This window comes from Rhizorhabdus phycosphaerae, assembly GCF_011044255.1.
Taxonomy (GTDB): domain Bacteria; phylum Pseudomonadota; class Alphaproteobacteria; order Sphingomonadales; family Sphingomonadaceae; genus Rhizorhabdus; species Rhizorhabdus phycosphaerae.
In genome coordinates this window covers 409,981-424,253 of sequence record NZ_CP049107.1, presented here as the reverse complement: position 1 = coordinate 424,253, position 14,273 = coordinate 409,981, and the positions used below count along the sequence as shown (strand labels likewise).

General features: G+C 64.5%; 14 protein-coding genes. 7 read left to right on the top strand and 7 right to left on the bottom strand.

Annotated elements, in window-relative coordinates:
* Positions 1-20 precede the first annotated feature (20 nt).
* The 4 genes from G6P88_RS02010 to G6P88_RS01995 all read right to left on the bottom strand — a co-directional run bounded on the left by G6P88_RS02010 (position 21) and on the right by G6P88_RS01995 (position 4,448).
* Entirely contained in the window at positions 21-1,043 is a 1,023-nt protein-coding gene (locus tag G6P88_RS02010) for a zinc-binding dehydrogenase (RefSeq protein ID WP_226946688.1), read from the bottom strand.
* 4 nt (positions 1,044-1,047) lie between these two features.
* Positions 1,048-2,664, bottom strand: a complete 1,617-nt coding sequence (locus G6P88_RS02005) for an FAD-binding oxidoreductase (RefSeq protein WP_226946687.1) — start codon at positions 2,662-2,664, stop codon at positions 1,048-1,050.
* Between the two features lie 162 nt (positions 2,665-2,826).
* Complete coding sequence (locus G6P88_RS02000; RefSeq protein WP_165321597.1) at positions 2,827-3,186, bottom strand: hypothetical protein; 360 nt, start codon at positions 3,184-3,186, stop codon at positions 2,827-2,829.
* Positions 3,183-4,448, bottom strand: coding sequence for a class I SAM-dependent methyltransferase (locus G6P88_RS01995; RefSeq protein WP_165321596.1), 1,266 nt, complete (start codon positions 4,446-4,448; stop codon positions 3,183-3,185). The genes G6P88_RS02000 and G6P88_RS01995 overlap by 4 nt, the downstream gene beginning before the upstream one ends.
* Before the next feature lie 88 nt (positions 4,449-4,536).
* Here G6P88_RS01995 and G6P88_RS01990 point away from each other — a divergent pair, with 88 nt between their 5' ends.
* From G6P88_RS01990 to G6P88_RS01960, 7 genes are read left to right on the top strand one after another with little or no spacing between them, the layout of a single operon-like run.
* Positions 4,537-4,845 (top strand): REDY-like protein HapK, encoded by a 309-nt coding sequence (locus G6P88_RS01990; protein WP_165321595.1) that lies wholly within the window; start codon positions 4,537-4,539, stop codon positions 4,843-4,845.
* Positions 4,842-5,663, top strand: a complete 822-nt coding sequence (locus G6P88_RS01985; RefSeq protein ID WP_165321594.1) for an SDR family NAD(P)-dependent oxidoreductase — start codon at positions 4,842-4,844, stop codon at positions 5,661-5,663. The genes G6P88_RS01990 and G6P88_RS01985 overlap by 4 nt, the downstream gene beginning before the upstream one ends.
* A gap of 2 nt (positions 5,664-5,665) precedes the next feature.
* Positions 5,666-7,042, top strand: a complete 1,377-nt coding sequence (locus G6P88_RS01980) for an MmgE/PrpD family protein (RefSeq protein WP_165321593.1) — start codon at positions 5,666-5,668, stop codon at positions 7,040-7,042.
* Positions 7,043-7,100: 58 nt separating this feature from the next.
* Positions 7,101-7,991 (top strand): VOC family protein, encoded by an 891-nt coding sequence (locus G6P88_RS01975; RefSeq protein WP_165321592.1) that lies wholly within the window; start codon positions 7,101-7,103, stop codon positions 7,989-7,991.
* On the top strand, positions 7,991-8,833 hold the full coding sequence (locus tag G6P88_RS01970; RefSeq protein WP_165321591.1) for an alpha/beta fold hydrolase: 843 nt from the start codon (positions 7,991-7,993) through the stop codon (positions 8,831-8,833). Before G6P88_RS01975 ends, G6P88_RS01970 begins: the two co-directional genes overlap by 1 nt.
* 3 nt (positions 8,834-8,836) lie before the next feature.
* Positions 8,837-9,499, top strand: coding sequence for a hypothetical protein (locus G6P88_RS01965; RefSeq protein ID WP_165321590.1), 663 nt, complete (start codon positions 8,837-8,839; stop codon positions 9,497-9,499).
* A gap of 37 nt (positions 9,500-9,536) precedes the next feature.
* Positions 9,537-10,265: a DUF3108 domain-containing protein gene (locus G6P88_RS01960; protein WP_165321589.1), complete on the top strand. Its 729-nt coding sequence runs from the start codon at positions 9,537-9,539 to the stop codon at positions 10,263-10,265.
* A 62-nt stretch (positions 10,266-10,327) separates the two neighbouring features.
* On the opposite strand, the gene G6P88_RS01955 is transcribed toward G6P88_RS01960, so the two are convergent.
* The 3 genes from G6P88_RS01955 to G6P88_RS01945 are packed head-to-tail and all read right to left on the bottom strand — an operon-like array spanning position 10,328 to position 14,228.
* Positions 10,328-11,152 (bottom strand): cupin domain-containing protein, encoded by an 825-nt coding sequence (locus G6P88_RS01955; protein ID WP_165321588.1) that lies wholly within the window; start codon positions 11,150-11,152, stop codon positions 10,328-10,330.
* Between the two features lie 17 nt (positions 11,153-11,169).
* Positions 11,170-12,513 (bottom strand): MFS transporter, encoded by a 1,344-nt coding sequence (locus G6P88_RS01950; RefSeq protein WP_226946686.1) that lies wholly within the window; start codon positions 12,511-12,513, stop codon positions 11,170-11,172.
* Positions 12,513-14,228, bottom strand: a complete 1,716-nt coding sequence (locus tag G6P88_RS01945; protein WP_165321586.1) for an alpha/beta fold hydrolase — start codon at positions 14,226-14,228, stop codon at positions 12,513-12,515. Before G6P88_RS01945 ends, G6P88_RS01950 begins: the two co-directional genes overlap by 1 nt.
* Positions 14,229-14,273 lie beyond the last annotated feature (45 nt).

Here is a 14,273-nt window from a genome sequence, read left to right as displayed (position 1 = left end):
GCAGCGTCCCCACGACGGCTTCACCCCCTGTTATGCTCGAGATCGACGATGACCTTGCCCATCGACTTGCCCGAGAGCAGCCGTTCGATCCCGTCGTAGATTCCTTCGATGCCGATGTTCGGCTGGCTGTCGACCTGCACGCGGAGCAGACCCCGGGCGTACAGATCGAACAGGCGCTTGCGTGCGTCGTCCCAATGGGGGATCAGCAATCCGTTCATGAAGCCGCGCACCGACGCGCCCTTATAGTAGATCGCATGCGCGATGCGTGGAGCGTTCACTATCTCCGGCTTGCCCTCCAGGTCGGCTGCGGCGCCGCCGACCACGAGGCGTCCATGATTGGCGAGGTTCGCGAGGAAGGCATCGAAGATCGTGCCGCTCACCGTATCGACGGCGACGTCGACACCGCGCGGATATTCGGCGGCGAGAACCGCGCCGACATCCTCCGACCGATAGTCGATCACGCGCTCGGCCCCGAGCGAGGAAACGAAGGCGCATTTCTCCGCGCCGCCGGCGACACCGATCACGCGGCAGCCCTTGAGCAAAGCCAGCTGCACCAGAAGATGCCCCAGGCCGCCTGCCGCTGCCGAGATCGCGACGGTTTCGCCGCTCTTCACCTCTCCGATCCGTTCGAGCGCGACCAGCGCCGAAACGCCGGTCGAGGCGAGAGCGAGATAGTCTGGCGTGGCTGCGGGAGCGGGAGCGAAACTGGCGACGGGGCCGGTGTTCTGCTCGCGATAGCCGCCCGTGAAGCGCACGGTGACCGCAGCATCGCCCGGAGCGAAGCTGCTAACCCCTTCGCCGACCGCGTCGACCACGCCGATCGCCTCGACGCCGGTGAAGGTCGGCAGGCTGATCTTCACATAATCGACCGCGTTGCGTGCAATCTGCGTGTCGAAGATCGCGTTTACGCCGCAATGCAGGTTGCGGACCCGTATCTCGCCGCGCGCCGGTGGCTCGACCGGAAGTTCGACGATGTCGGCGCCCTCGCGGAAGGAGGGCGCGATCCGCATCAGCCGGATCGCGCGGTAGGTTTGTTTCGTCACGCGCTCAGTTCCGGCCTTCGCGCACCGGGAATCCAAGGCATCCGGGATTGAAGATGCCGCGCGGGTCGACCACGCCCTTCACGGCATCCAGCACATCCTTGAAGGCCTCGTCGCGGCTCTCGCGATAGGCGGTATAGGCCCGCCCGATCTGGAAATGGGCAGCGCCATATGTCTTGCAGATCGCCTTGACCTTCTCGCGCGCCTCATTGACGACTGCCGTCGCCTCCGCATTGGGGCCAAGCTGCTTGAGATTCTTGAGGTGCGCAGGCTCGACCATCGATTCATGGATCGGGCGGTAGCCTTCAGGCCAGAAGAACACCGGCTCGATCACCAATGCCGTCGTCGAGAGCGATGAGAAGAGAAAGCCGTTGAAAATCCCGTGCTTGTCGAACGTCTCCTGCATGGAGTCGAAATAGGCGCGGATTTCGGCGAACATGGCTGCTGCGGTGGAAAGCGAAGCCTGGCCGTGGACCGGCACCCAGCTTTCGCCTTCCGGGCCCAGGATCGAATTGGGGGCGGGGAAGGGCATCGCGCGGATGACCTTGGCGATCGAATTCTCGATCTCGACCCCTTCGAACCTGGCTGCGATTTCCCGGGCGGTGGCAATGTCTGCGGCGACCGCTTCCTTGCAGCGTCCTTCCGCCGTTATGTGCAGCGGATATTCTTCCTCGGGAATGAAATTGCGGCCGCCGATCGCAATCTTGGCGGCAGCCAGCAACCCCTTCCCGAAGGACTTTTCCTTGGCGATGACCTTACCGAGCGTCTTCACGTCGCTCGCCATGGACATGCGCTTCATACGCACCCGCGTCAGCCCGGGATCGAAACCGCAGCTTTCGGAGGCGATGCCGGCGCGGGTCATCTCGGCGAGTGCTTCGAGCATCGCCTCGCCGGTCTTGAACGAGAAGGATGCCGAATCCTCGAACGCCGGCGTCCGGATGAGGCGCAGGGTGATTTCGGCCTTGATGCCCAGCGTGCCGGAATCGCCCATGAACAGCCCTGCGAGATCCGGGCCGTAGTGACGATAATGCGGCGTGTCGCCATCCGGCCCCCGCGCGCCGGTGCGTAGGGTCCGGCCATCGGCGAGAACCATCGTGATCGCGACGACGCTTTCACTCGACGTGCCATAATGGCCCGCGCCGAACATGGCGTTGAGCTGCGACAGACCGCCGCCGATGGTCGAATAGATGCCCGACATCGGACCCCAGAAAGGCGTGCGCAGATTGTGCGCCTTCACGGCCTCGTTGAGCGCGAGCCAGGTGCAGCCGGCCTCGACCGTGACCGTCATGTCTTCGGGACTGACCCGCAACACCCGGTTCATCCGGCGCATGTCGAGGGTAATGGTGTTGCCGGTCGCGGGGATATAGCTGCCGGTGTAGCTCATGCCGGCGCCACGCGGTGCGATATCGACGCCGGCATCATTGGCAGCGGTCACGACGGCCGCGAGTTCAGACGTGTTGGTGGGCGCAACCGACAGCATCGTGACATGTTCGCTGCGCGACCAGATGTCCTCGCTGAACAGGCGCAAGGTCTTCTCGTCGGACGTCACGTGCCCGGCCCCGACAATGGCTTCCAGTCGGCTGCGCAGATCTGCGGGGGCGGGGGCAATGCGGCTGAGGGTCATGCTGTCTGACATCGATGATCTTCCGCTTCTGGTCTGAGAGCGGCCTGCCATTGCCGCAGTCAATTGGTATTGAAATATGTCAAAAAGGGCGCGGAGACATGTCGGCTTGCTCCGGCCTTATCCGGCTGTCGGGCAATGCAGCGCCCGGCACAGCCAATGCGGTCATCCGTCGCGCGCCAGCTCTTCGCCCACGTCGCCCGAGGCAACGTCGTGAGACGTAGTCACGGCCTCGTTCTCCTGCTGGACGATGCGGAGGATGCGGGCGATGAATTCCTGGTTCCACATCTGGCGCTCCGCCGATGCGCCGCGATCCGGCACATAGGCGTCGATCTCGCCTTGCGTCAGCACGCCCTTGGACAGCAGCAGGCGCTCGAGCGTGTCATTGCGCTGGCGGACGACCGCGAGTTCCTGCGCGATCGACATCGTGATCGCCAGGACGCGCTCGACCTGGGGCTCGAGGAAATAGGGGCGCTTGCCCGCAGGCTTGGCGCCGGCTCCGGCGAGGGCATCGGAAAAGCTCATGCGACGGCTCCGATCACGTGCCAGGCCGCCTTGCGGCCATAATCTTCGGTATCATCCTCTTCCGCATCCGGGAAAAGTTCGCGATCGACCACGCCGGTGACGCCGCCATGGATGAGCTTGTCCGCGTCGAAGCCCGCCGCGACCATCTCGGCGTCGAGATCCATCTCGTGCATGCGGCTCCAGAAGGGCTCATTGTTGTAGAACGCATCCCAGTCGCGCATCGCCTGCTCGAACAGCGGCATGTCGGGCGCATATTGCGGCTGCTCGACGTGCAGCACGATGCCACCGGGCTTCAGCAGACGGCGCGTCTCGGCGAAGATCGCGCGCAGCGCCTTGGTCGACAGTTCGTGCAGGAACATCGTCGTCTGGATCCAGTCGAAGCTGGCATCGGGATAGATCGACAGATCCTCGCCGCTGGCCTGTACGAAGCTGATATTGTCCACGCCGAGCGACTTGGCCCGGGCGAGGCCATAACGGAGCACCGGCGCACCCAGATCGACGATCGTCATCTCCGCTTCGGGGAAGGCCTGCGCCAAAGGGAGGGAGGAGTGGCCGACGGTGCCGCCGATTTCGAGGATCTTCTGCGGCTTGAAATCGGGCAGATTGCGCCGGACCCATTTGACCACGGCATGGCCGCCGCCATCGCTATATTTGCCGAGCAGGCCGCCCGTGGTGACGAAGCCGCCATGGTCGTAATTGGCGCCGTTGACGACATCGCCCGGGAAATATTCGCTGTGGTAGCTTCCGGGCATGCAGTGATGATCCACCGCAGAAACATAGCGCGGGATCGGCAGCGAAGGATCGAGCGACAGCCGCTGGTCGCCCTCGGTCAGCGCATGGGCCACTGCATTCAGCTGTTCGCGCTGGCGTAGCGCGGTCCAGCGGCCGGCCTGCTGGCGCTGTTCCATCGTCATGCGGCGAAGAGCCGACCAGGTCTGGAAGGCAGGATCTTCCAGAAGCGCGCGGCGGGCCTCGTGCCTGTCGGCCATCGCACGGCCATGCTGCGCCTCGAACGCCGGCACGACCCGGGTGTCGAACGCCGCCTTCACCCCGGGGACCACGCGCGCGGCCAGATGGCGGTTCATCTGGGCGAGGAAATTGATCCGCTCGATCTCGTCATGGCTGGTCTGCGGGAAAACCGCGTGGCGGCCAATCACGCGATAGTCGGGCGGCCCCTCATAGCCGGCGCTAGGGTCGTTCGCGACGGGGGTTTCCCCTGCGGGAGACGGGGTGTCTGATGAAGAGATCACGGCCTTCCTCATTTGTTATATTCATATGCTATATTGACGCGTGTGACGATGCAAGGTTCAAGAACCGGACTGACCGGCAGACGGTAAGAAGGACAGATCGATGCATATTTTCGCAGTGTTCAACCTGAAATCCGGCGTCTCGGAAGAGGATTACCTCGCCTGGGCGCGCAGCACCGATATTCCGACGGTCAACGCCTTGCCGTCGATCGCCAGTTTTCGCGTTTTCCGTACCACCGGTGTGCTGGGGAGCGATGCCAAGCCGCCCTTCGGCTATATCGAGGTGCTCGACGTCGCCGATATGGCGCAGTTCGAAAAGGACGTTTCGACGGCCGCGATGGGCGAGGTGGCAGCCGCGTTCAACAACATGGTCGACGTCACCTTCCTAACCACCGAGGAGGTGGAAGCATGAAGTTCGCCGGCAAGGTTGCGGTGATCACCGGATCGGGCCGCAGGCACGGTCTGGGCGAGGCGATTGCACGGCGCCTTTCGGAAGAAGGCGCAACCGTCGTGATCGCGGACATCGGCGGCTCGCGCGATTCGGCGACGCCCGATGCGATGATCGGCGCCGAGGCGGAGATGCGTGACGTGGCCGATTCGATGCCGGGTGCGGCATCGACTTTCTGCTGCGACGTGCGCGATCCGGATCAAGTCCAGGCGCTGGCGGCGCATGCCGTATCCGCGCATGGCGGGCTCGATATTTGGGTGAACAATGCCGGCATCGGCTACATCATGAAACCATTGGGGGAAGTCTCGCCCAGTGACTGGCGCGCGGTTATCGACGTGAACCTGACCGGGGCCTGGTTCGGCCTGCAGGCGGCGGCGGAGGTGATGATTGCGCAAGGCCGCGGCGGACGCATCATCAACATCGCGAGCCAGGCCGCGAAGTCAGGCTTCATGCACGCACAGGCTTACACCGCATCGAAACATGGCCTGGTTGGACTGGTGCGCTCGGCCTCGATCGAGCTCGGAGCCCACGGCATCACCGTGAACAATGTCTGCCCCAACCATGTCACGACCGGACTGGGCAAATGGCAGAACGAGCACTTTGCCGCAGTCCAGGGCATCAGCGTCGAACAATATCTGAAGAATATGGCAGCGCGCATTCCGCTCGGTCGCCCCGGTTTGCCCGAGGATACCGCCAATGCCGTGGCCTTCCTCTGCTCCCCCGAAGCCTCCTACATCACCGGCGAAAGCATGAACGTCTCCGGGGGTGAGGAGCCGCACTGAATATGGCCACCCCCGACGCTCCCAATCCGGCGCATGCGCTCATCGATCAGGCGCTGTCGCTGCGATGGGCCGGCATCCCCGAAGATGCCCGGCAGCGGGCGAAGATCTTTCTGCACGACTCGTTGGCCGTGGGCGTTGCGGGCCGCAATGCTGCGCACGCCGACGCGGTGCTGGCGATCGCGCAAGGATGGGGACGAGGTGACGATGCAGGCGTGCTTGGCCGCCCCGACATTCGCTTGCCCGCCGCATCGGCAGCCTTCGTCAATGCCTTCCAGATCCACGGGCAGGAGTTCGACTGCGTTCATGAACCCGCCGTCCTGCACCCTATGGCAACGGTGCTCGCGGCCCTGCTGGCCGAGGCCGCCCGCGGCGAAACGGTCGATGGCGAACGGTTCCTGACGGCGATCGTCGCGGGGGTCGACGTGGCGGTGACGCTGGGCATCGCTGCGCCCGGCGCGCTCAAATTCTTCCGCCCCGCGACCGCCGGTATCTTCGGGTGCGTTGCCGCGATAGCGGCGCTCCGCACCATGCCACGGGCACAGGCGCTCGATGCCTTCGGTCACGCCCTGGCGCTGGTATCGGGGACGATGCAGGCCCATGTCGAGGGCAAGCCTGCATTGCCGTTGCAGGTGGCCAATGCGGCGCGCGGCAGCCTGCTGGCCATCGACCTCGCCCGCAGCGGCATGCCGGGCGTTTCGCATCCTTTGGATGGGCCCTTCGGCTATTTCGCGCTGATGGAGGATCGCGAGGCGCTCGCTCCGGCGCTCGCCCAGTTGGGGCAGGGGCACCGGATCAGCGAAGTCAGCTGGAAGCCCTTTCCGACCGGACGGGCAGGGCATGGCGGGATCGTTGCGGCGCAGCAGTTGCGCGACAAGCAGGGGCTCACAGCCGACAATCTCGAAAGCTTCGCCTATCATGCACCACCGCTCATCCATCGCCTCGTCGGGCGCCCGGCGTACATGGGCATGGAGCCGGGCTATGCACGCTTATGCATGCAATATCTGGTCGCCGTGACTTTGCTGCGCGGGACGGTATCGCTGACCGACTTTACCGATGAGGCGCTGAACGATCAGGACGTGCTGGCACTGGCCGAGCGCATAAGCGTCGTCGCCGACGGCAATCCGGACATGGCGGCGTTCGTCCCTGCACGCGCCGTTGCGCGCACCAAGGACGGGCGCGAACTCGTCCAGGGCGTCACGGCGCAATTCGGGTCCCCGGCATGGCCGTTGAGCGATGCGCAGCATGCGGCAAAGGCGCTGGATTGCTTCAGATTTTCGGCGTTGCCCGACGCGCATGACACGCTCGGTCAAACGGTGCGAGGGCTCGAGCGGGAGCCGGATGCGCTCGCGGCAATCCGACGCAGCGGCGTGATCGCATAAACGCTTGTATTTGTATTATCATTATATCATTTAAAGTCGATACAGCGGGGGACTCGCAATGACCTTACTGAAGTGCGCCACGCACGTCGTCGCCGATCTCGACAATGCCATCGCTCGCTACGAAAGTTGGATGGACTATCGCACTGTCGAGCGGGGCGAAGTGCCGTCCGATCTGGCGGCAGCATGGGATGCTCCCGCCAGCGCGAACCGTTCTTATGCAGTGTTGCAGCCGGCGTCAGGCGCGGAGGTCTTTCTGCGCTTCGTCGAAGGCGATCCGGTACCGGACTATCTGCCGATCCGGACCTATGGATGGGCCGCCATCGAACTCTGCGTGACCGACGTCGAGGCGGTGAACGCGAAGATGCTGCAGAGCCCGTTCGAGGTCATCGGCCCACCCAAGCCGCTCGACGGCTTCGCGACGGTCAAGCCCATGCAGGTCCGCGGGGCCGACCTGGAAACCGTCTACCTCACGCAGATTCTGCAGCCGGGACCGGATACCGGCCTGCCGCAGCCACAATCGCTGATCGACCGCCCCTTCATCATGGTGCTGGCCTGTCCCGACCTGCGCAAGACGGCGCAATGGGTGAAGGACGTGCTTGACCTTCCGATGATCGACCCCGTTGCGATCCGCTATTCGATGATCGAGAAGGCGTTCGGCCTTCCTGAAACGACCAAGATCGAACTGACGACGGCGCGCGGAGGAGGGCAGGTCTTCCTCGAACTCGATCAATATCCGGATGCGGCAACCGAGCGCCCACGTCACGAAGGCGCTCTGCCGCCCGGTGTCGCCATCACCACGATGGTGTACCCCGACTTCGATCGCCTCGAAAGCCATTGGTCGAGCGCGCCGGTGGTCCGCGCCGGGGCAGTTTATGGCGGGCGCCGGACGGGCGTGTTGACGACTCCTGAAGGGGCGCTGCTTGAGGTCGTCGAAGGCGGGGAACTCTGATGACCGTTACGCCCATCAAGCGCGGGTTCGTCGATCTGCCGCACGGACAGATGCATTATCGCCAGGCAGGCGAGACGGGTGAGGCGCTGCTCATCCTGCATGCCTCGCCAGGCAGTTCGCGCCAGCAGGTGCGGACCATTGAGGATTTCGCGGCAGAGGCGCGGGTATTCGCGCCCGACACGCCCGGCAATGGCGACAGCGTCGCGCTCTTCGATCGGGAGCCGACCGTCCCCGAACTGGCCGCAGCGATGCTGGATTTCCTCGATGCCGTGGGCCTCGACCGGGTTCGCGTTTACGGATCGCACACCGGAGCGGCCATCGCCACCGAACTCGCCATCCTCGCGCCGCAGCGCGTGTCGGGGCTGGTTCTGGATGGGGTCAGCCTGATGCAGGGGGCGGAGCTGGAAGAGGTGCTCGATCGCTACGCCTTCCCGTTCGAACCGGACCTCGATGGCGCCTATCTGATGCGGCTATTCCAGTTCTGCCGCGATCAATATCTGTTCTTCCCCTGGTATCGCCGCACCCGCGCCGGACGGCGCGACGGCGGGCTGGGCAATGCGACCGACCTGCACGCCTGGCTGACCGAGGTGATGAAGGCCAGCACGACCTACCACCTCAACTATCGCGCGGCGTTCAAATGGCCCGCCGACGAGCGCCTGCCGCTTCTCCGTTGCCCCACGCTTGTGACCGCCGCCGTCAACGATCCCCTCTATGACTCCAGCGTCGAGCTCGAGAAGCTGCTGACCGACGGGAAGTTCGAAGAGCTTCCGCGCCTGGATGCCGAGGATTTCAGGGCAGCGCGCAAGGCGGCGATCGACAGCTTCTTCGGCACGTTGGCCTGATCGATGGAACTGGGGCTTTCCTTCCTGACGCTGCTGCACCTGCTGATCCCGATCTACTGGCTCGGTGGCGATCTCGGTGCTTTCTATGGATCGCGGTTCATGGTCGATCCGGCGCGCTCGGTGCCCGAACGGATGATGGCGCTGAAGATCCTCAACAACATCGACATGGCGCCGCGCACAACCCTGATCCTGGCGTTCCCCACCGGCTTCGGCCTGGCGGTCGCCAAGGGGTGGATCGAGGCACCGGCCGTGGCAGCCATCGGCGTGTGGGTGCTGGGTCTCGCCTGGCTGGCGCTCGCCTGGGCGGTGCACCTGAAACATGGTCCGGCGGGTGCGGGCTATAAGCGCGTCGACATGGCCGTCCGCTATGCGGTGCTGGTGGGGCTCATCGGCAGCGCAGTTGCGGGTCTGACTGGCGCGGTCACGCTGCCGCTGTTCATCTCCCTCAAACTGCTCGCGCTGGCCGTCTGTATTTCCATCGGCCTGCTGGTGCGTCGTCAGCTGGTACCGCTTTTCCCGGCCATCATCGCGCTGCGGGAGCACGGGCCGACGCCCGAAGGCGACCGCACCATCGCCGGGGTCATCGCAGTGACCCAGCCGACCGTCATCACGCTGTGGATCGTCGTCCTGATCGCCTGCCTGCTTGGGATAGCCACGCCGGTTTGAGCGCAACCAAATCATCTAAACAACCAGGAGATTTCCAGTGCAGAAGCATCGCACGATAAGCGGCAAGATCCTCTACACGTCGCGCAAGCCGGGCCGCGAAGGCGAAGAGCGGGGCCGCGAGGAATTCACCTGGACGCTGCACAGTGACGGCAAGCGCACCCTGCGCGCGCGCTGCGAAATCGACGAGCCGGCCCCGACCGTGCATCGCGACATCACCTACAGCCTCGATGCGAACGACCGTCCGATGGATTGCTTCGTCCGCCTCGTGATCGGTGACGCGTTCATGGGCGCGGGCCTGTTCATCATCCACGAAGACAGGGTGGAATGCGAAAGCTATGGCCCCTCCATCGGCCGCATCTCGCAGACGATGCCGATCGACGCGCCTTTCGACGGGTTCGGTACGCATCCGATCGTTGCGGATGCCTACATCACGCGCAAGATGGACCGCAGCAAGGGGCCGCATAAGCGCAAGTTCCCCTGCTTTCTGCCATCGCCCGACCATCGCGGCGCAACCCCGCCATTGATCTCGAAGTCGGAGATCAATCTGGCCTATGTCGGACAGGAAACGGTGACCGTCCCGGCGGGCACGTTCGACTGCTACAAATATGAATTCTCCGACGAGGACGCGAGCATGATCTCGGTCGGCGGCGAGGCGCATCCGCCTTATCAGGTGTGGGTGACCGCCGACGATGACTCGATCTTCGTACAGGGCGGCGTCGGCGGCTATATGCAGACCTGGTACGAGCTGGTCGAACTCAACCGCTGAGCCGATCGGAACGGACAGGGAAGGGCGCCTGCGCGAAAGTGCGGGCGCCCTTTTCAGTTTGGCTACCAGGCGGGTACGGGTTCGACCTCCCGAGCCCAGGATGCCGGCGTTCCTTCCGGCAGAACCGGGGCATATGCCGCACCGATGGGCAGCGAACTTGGCGTGTCGCTCCACTTGGTCACGATCGCATTTGCGCCGGGCGATCGCATGATCTGCAAAAAGCCGGTCTCCGATACATGCGGTCCGTGCAGGATGCCGGGCGGGCGATAGAAATAGGCGCCAGGCCCCATCCGGCCCTCGGGCGCCCACATCGCGCCCTGAAGCATGAACATTTCCTCGGCATGATCGTGCATCTCGGCCGCGAGCTTGGCGCCGTCCGTCGGCACGCCGTGCGCCATGCCCGTCAGCAGGAAAGTCCGGCCGCTGTCATTGGGGCCAAGCCGCAGCACCTTGCGAGCGAGCCGCAGGTGAGACAGCTTCGGATCATAGGTCGACACGTCCCAGGGCATCTCGGGCGTTGCGATAGCTATAGCGTCCGCTGTCCCGGCCTTGGCATTGCGATCGTCGCGTCCGTGGCGAAACACCAGAAGAACCGCGCCGGTTGCGGTCGTCCGCGAGCCGAGCCCGGAACCTTGCGGCAGGAACCCATAAGCATGATAGCCGCGCATAACGCCGTCGATCTCGATCGTGCCGTCGAGCACGAGAAATTCCTCGGCTTCGGCATCGACGCGATTGGGGCCGGCCGAAAAACCGGGCGGGTACCGCACGATCAGCGTCTGTTCGGTTCCCTCGGGATCCCAATTCAGCAGTTTCTCCTCGGCACCGTCGGGCCTGATGACCCAGTGCAGATTCTGCGCGTACACGAACTCGATATGCGGCCGCGCCATCTTATACCCCTCTCAGGTCAGGCGATGTCATTGGCTGCGACTGCTGCGCGGAAACTGCGTCGACTGGCCATGAGAATGAAGAAGGCGGCAAGACCGCAGCCCAGGAAGACACTGCCCAGCGACCAGGCGATCCCGGACGGCGATGTGAAGACGGTGTCCGACAGGAAGCCGACGATGAAATTGCCTGCCGTAAGCGCGATCAGCCCGGAGGCGATGGTCTGCAGGGCCATGATCTGGGCGCGCAGGGCATTGGGGGTAATCTGTGCGAAGCCACTGTAAACGGCGGAGGTGTTCCAGTTCAGGAACAGCGCATTCAACGCGTAGCCGAGCAACGCCAGATTGCCGCTGGGGGCGAGGCAGGCCAGCGTGCCGAAAATGAACATCGATGCCGAGCAGCCCATGGCGCAAAGGATCGGCGCGTCGGCATGCCCCCGCCGCTTCAGCCAGGCGATGACCCAACCGCTGTTGACCGCCGCGAAGATCGAGATCGGCAGCCCGACGGCGCCGAGGATCTTGCCCGTCTCCGCCGCCGTCCAGCCATGCGCGCGGATGAACAGCGCGGGAAACCAGCCGACGATCGCATAGACGCAGACGAGGTTGAGCACCGAACCGAGCATGAAAAGCCCGAACGCTCCGGGCCGCTCGACGAACAGGAGCAGCAGCGGCTTCAGACTGAGCGGAGGCGCTATCGCCGTACCGCCTTGCCGTGCCGGCTCGCGCGCCGTCAGGATGAGGATGACCGCCAGCAACAGGCCCGGCGTGCCGCAAAGAACGAACACGACTTGCCAAGCCTGCATCGCGCCGAACAGGCCCGGCATTCCGGCGATGAGCCTTTCCGCCCAATCGAGGAACAGGCCACCCAGCGCCATGGCGGTGGCCGTACCGAGCGAACTGCCGGTAACGAAGATGCCATAGGCCTTAGGGCGAATGTCGGGCTCGAAATAGTCGGCGATGAGCGAGGTGGCGACGGGGACGAGCGCCGCCTCGCCGACACCGACGAGCATGCGTGCGACGAACAATTCGTGGAAATTGCTCGCGAAAGAGCAGCCGATCGTGGCGGCACTCCACAGCATCAGGCCCCCGAAGAGCAGCGTCACACGCCGGCGGCGATCGGACAGCATCCCCAAGGGCAGACCCAGCACCGAATAGACGATGCTGAACGCCATGCCCTGGAGCAGACCGAACTGCGTGTCGTTGATCGCGAGTGCCGCTTTGAGCGGCTCGATCAACAGCGCGATCGACACCCGATCGAGAATGGCCAGCGCATAAGCGAGGGTGAGAAGCGACAGGACATACCACGCGTAGGAGCGCCTCGGCCATGTGCTCTGCTGCGGGGATTGGGTCATGTCAGCACTGGGCATCACGATATGGCCTCTGCCTGCGCCCGTCCGCTCGCCATGGCCAAGGCCTGATCCAGCGCCGCTGCCGCTATTGCGTGGTCCTGCGGAACCCTGAAGGCCTTCGCATCGGGCAAGAGTGCAAGAAGCGCCGTCGCACACGCCATGGATGGATCATCACCCACGGCAACAACGACAGGCACCTGCACCTCTTGCCAGTCGGAAGGCTGGTTGGCAGCCATGGCAGCGGCAATCGCCTGTCCATAGTCTATCCGCTGCTTGAGCATTCCGGTGAGCGCGCGGTGCAACTCGTCCGGATCGGCAATCTCGCCGGAACGCGCTGCCTCCGGTCGTGCGTCATGCCAGGGCCACTGCACGCACCCGTCGCGAAGCATGTGCCAGAAGCGGTGGAGGTGCGAGCCGCCAACGGGATCGAAGGCTATCTCGGGTATCAGCGCTGCGTCGGCCTCTGCCAATGCCGGCGCTCCCCAAGTCACAAGCGACGCCACCCGATCCGGCCAGCGTGCGGCCATCCGAGCGCCTATCGGCGCAGCAAGGCCGATGGCCATCACGTCGCACGCATCGCTCTCGAGCGCGTCGACCAGGGCCGCCAGCGCATCGGCGATCGCGTCTGCGGTCGCGCCGCCGGAGGGGAGGGGATCGGAATCGCCGAAGCCCGGCAGATCGGGGACGATGACCGGTCGGATGGGCGCGAATGCACGCGCCCATCTGCTGGCTTCCAGTGTCGAGGGGGCCGACAATATGAGCAGCGGGCGGCGCTCCTTAGCGGAGAGATGTCCGGAACGGCTCCAGTGCAGTTGACCATGGTCCAGCGCCAGATATCCTCTCGCATCGCTGGATCGCGTGTCGGCCGTGATGGCGGTTCGATCGCCGCTTGCCACGCCGGCTAGCGACTGCCCGATCCATTCGATCCACGCCGCGCGATCTGTGCCGAGGCGCTGGACCGAAAGCGCCGGGTTTCGGTCGCATGGCACCTTTGCGAGCTGTGGGAACAGGACGTCGTCCTCGCGCGCCCCGACAATGGTGGGGACCCGAACCGCGAGCAGGTCTTCCATCGGCGACCAACGCATCGCCGCACTATAGGCATCGGCATAGTGGGGACCGGCGCTGAACAGGTCGATGCCATAATCCTCCAGCCATAGGGGCGAGGGCGGCTCCGCTGCAATGCGCCGGTCGGGGGTGCAGGCAAACCACGGAAACCACCGCACCATGTCGCGCGTCCGGCTCCATTCTGCCGCAAGCCAGGCTCCGGTCGGTTCGGGCGCAAAGGGACGCATATAGGCTTTGATAAATTCATCATCGGCAGGCTGATCCGGAATCGACAGCCCGTCGAGCAACAGCATCGGCATGCGCCCGCCGCGCGCCGCCAATGCCAGCGCGATCTTGGCGCTGGTATGGGTCGCGTAGATCGGTGCTTCCGACAGACCAAGGGCCTCGAGTGCGGTGCCGAGCGCCTGGGCGAAATCGGGGATCGTCGGCGCTTCGATGTCGAGGGGATCGGAATTGCCATATCCGGGCGTGTCGAGCGCGAAGACGCGAAACCGACTGGCGAGCATTTTCATCAGCGGCAGGTGCAGGCGCGACGAGCGGGGGGAATCGTGCAGCAAAACGATGTTCGAGCCCGAACCTGCAACCCTGTAATGAACCATCCGGGGCGTACCCGCCGCAGGGACGCTGACATAGGATCGGGTGATAGACGCACTATAGCCTTCACGCATAAGGTCCGCTCGCCCGCTTTAATTGATATATTAATATACCTATTG